This window comes from Type-D symbiont of Plautia stali (assembly GCF_001485335.1).
Lineage (GTDB): Bacteria > Pseudomonadota > Gammaproteobacteria > Enterobacterales > Enterobacteriaceae > Pantoea > Pantoea vagans_C.
Map to the genome: position 1 here is coordinate 1 of NZ_BBOC01000173.1, position 2,085 is coordinate 2,085.

Annotated in this window: 2 protein-coding genes; one reads left to right on the forward strand and one right to left on the reverse strand. The window is 48.3% G+C overall.

The features are described from left to right. Window positions 1-410: 410 nt before the first annotated feature. Entirely contained in the window at window positions 411-1,103 is a 693-nt protein-coding gene (locus tag PSSD_RS25750; protein WP_058974211.1) for an HAD hydrolase-like protein, read from the reverse strand. 348 nt (window positions 1,104-1,451) lie between these two features. Here PSSD_RS25750 and PSSD_RS25755 point away from each other — a divergent pair. Further along, window positions 1,452-2,085: MsnO8 family LLM class oxidoreductase (locus PSSD_RS25755; protein ID WP_153011525.1), on the forward strand; the 634-nt coding region annotated here is incomplete at its 3' end.

A 2,085-nucleotide genomic window follows, 5' to 3' on the forward strand; every position in this document is an offset into this window, starting at 1 on the left:
CGTCCTGCGGGCTCTCCTGGCATACTCACGCCGTTCAGCGCTGCGGATGCCAGCCCCGGCGCGGCCCCAGCCTGCTCATCAGCTTCAGTGCGTGTTGTCAAAAAGGGCACACTGCTTAAAGCTATGACGTCTCTGCTGCACACTCAGGGCTATCCGCAGCGCTGAGACTTTTACGTTGGGCCAGGAGCCCCACGCGGGGAGGCGTGGGGCAGTTCGCGGCCGACCATGGATGGTCATCCGCGAACGGTCCGTCCGGCACGACGTGGAAGTCGAAGGCACCGCTTTAGCGGCGCGAGGACGGCCCAGAGGGGGCAGTAGTGGCGGCAGAGCCAGCACAGAAAAGACAGGCTACTTATCAATAAGCAGGCTGAGTTCTTAACTGACAAGCATTGTGACATTTATGGCGCCCGCTAGGCGCTTAAATGAGTAGCGTTTTGATGTTCAGTTAGCGCAACTGAAATGGTGCCTAAAAGTTCATGCGGAGACTCACATAAGTAATGCGCACCGGCGTACTCAAGTTCATTACCGTCGGCATAACCCCATTTTGCGCCAATGACAGGAACGTTATTGGCTATGGCAGCGATGACATCTTCTTTTCGATCGCCGATAAAGACGACATACCTGCTGTTAAGTTTCTGATCCAGCATCAGATGCTTTAACAGAACCTCTTTGTTATCAAGCCGACCATCCGTTGTTGTTCCATAAATCCCAACAAAAAAATCAGAGAGGTTGTTGTTTTTCACGATTTCTTCGGCGAAAACCTGTCTCTTTGATGTTGCTATGTAAATTGCATATCCTTTCTCTTTCAATGCTGAAAGCAAAGATACTACTCCATTATAAACTACTGTTTTTATTAGCCCTTTTTTTGCATAATCCTCCCTGTAATTGTCTAAAACCTGTTCGATAACTGCATCACTGGGATGGGATAGTAATTTCATCAATAAATCCCGCATTGGGGGACCAATCAAAGGTTTTATGTCGATATTATTGTCTATCAAATGGCCATTTTTTCGTGCCGCATAAAGGATGCTAGATGTAATGCCTTCCAGGGAATCAACGAGTGTTCCATCCAGGTCAAAAATAATGTTTTTTAATATGCTCACTGCAGTCTCTTTTGATAACTGATTATTTAAGCGGGCAGGGTGTATGCATACTTGCGGTTGCGGAAAGATATTCTAATCCCCCAGTATCTCTAACAAACCAAGCTAGAGGTGATAAACAGCATTGATAAACAACAAAATGTGATTATGAAAGATAAATAAAAACTTTTAACGAGTATGTGGTTTTTATTTCAATGTAATTATATGATTTAGTACGTTTTTATTGGTGAATCAATATTTGCTGTCACTGATATGCATAAATTAACAATGCATACCACAATATCATGTTTTACGAATTACCCACCGCCACCACACACTAATCGCCATATTCACTGAGAAAGGATTTGGCGTATGTCATATCGACTGAGTCTGTTAGATAAATCGCCGATTGCCGATGGAGAGAGCGCCGCGCATGCCCTGCATCGTACTTTACAACTGGCGCAGCAGGCTGAAGCCTGGGGCTATCACCGTTTTTGGCTGGCGGAGCATCACAATACCGATCGCCTTGCCAGCCCCTCGCCTGAGTTATTAATCGCCTGGATCATCGGCCAGACGCATCATATTCGCGTTGGTTCGGGTGGTGTGATGCTGCAGCATTACAGTCCTTACAAAGTCGCAGAAAACTTCAACCTGCTGGCCTCGCTTGCGCCGGGTCGCATTGATCTGGGTGTGGGCAAAGCGCCGGGTGGATTACCGCTTTCGACACGTGCATTGCAACTGGGTGTGCATCAGCAAGAGAAGGGCAATTTTGCTGAACAGCTCTCCTTGCTCGACAGCTGGCTCAATGTGCCACCCGTAGGGGATGAAGAGATCCTACGGGCCACGCCACAGCCGCCACGTTCTGCCAACCGTTTCTTGCTGGGAGCCAGTGAGCAAAGCGCCAAACTGGCAGCCGAATTAGGCTGGCAACTGGTGTTCGCCGCACACCATAACGGCGATCCGCTATTGATGGAGCAGGTACTCAACAGCTATCGCCAATACAGCA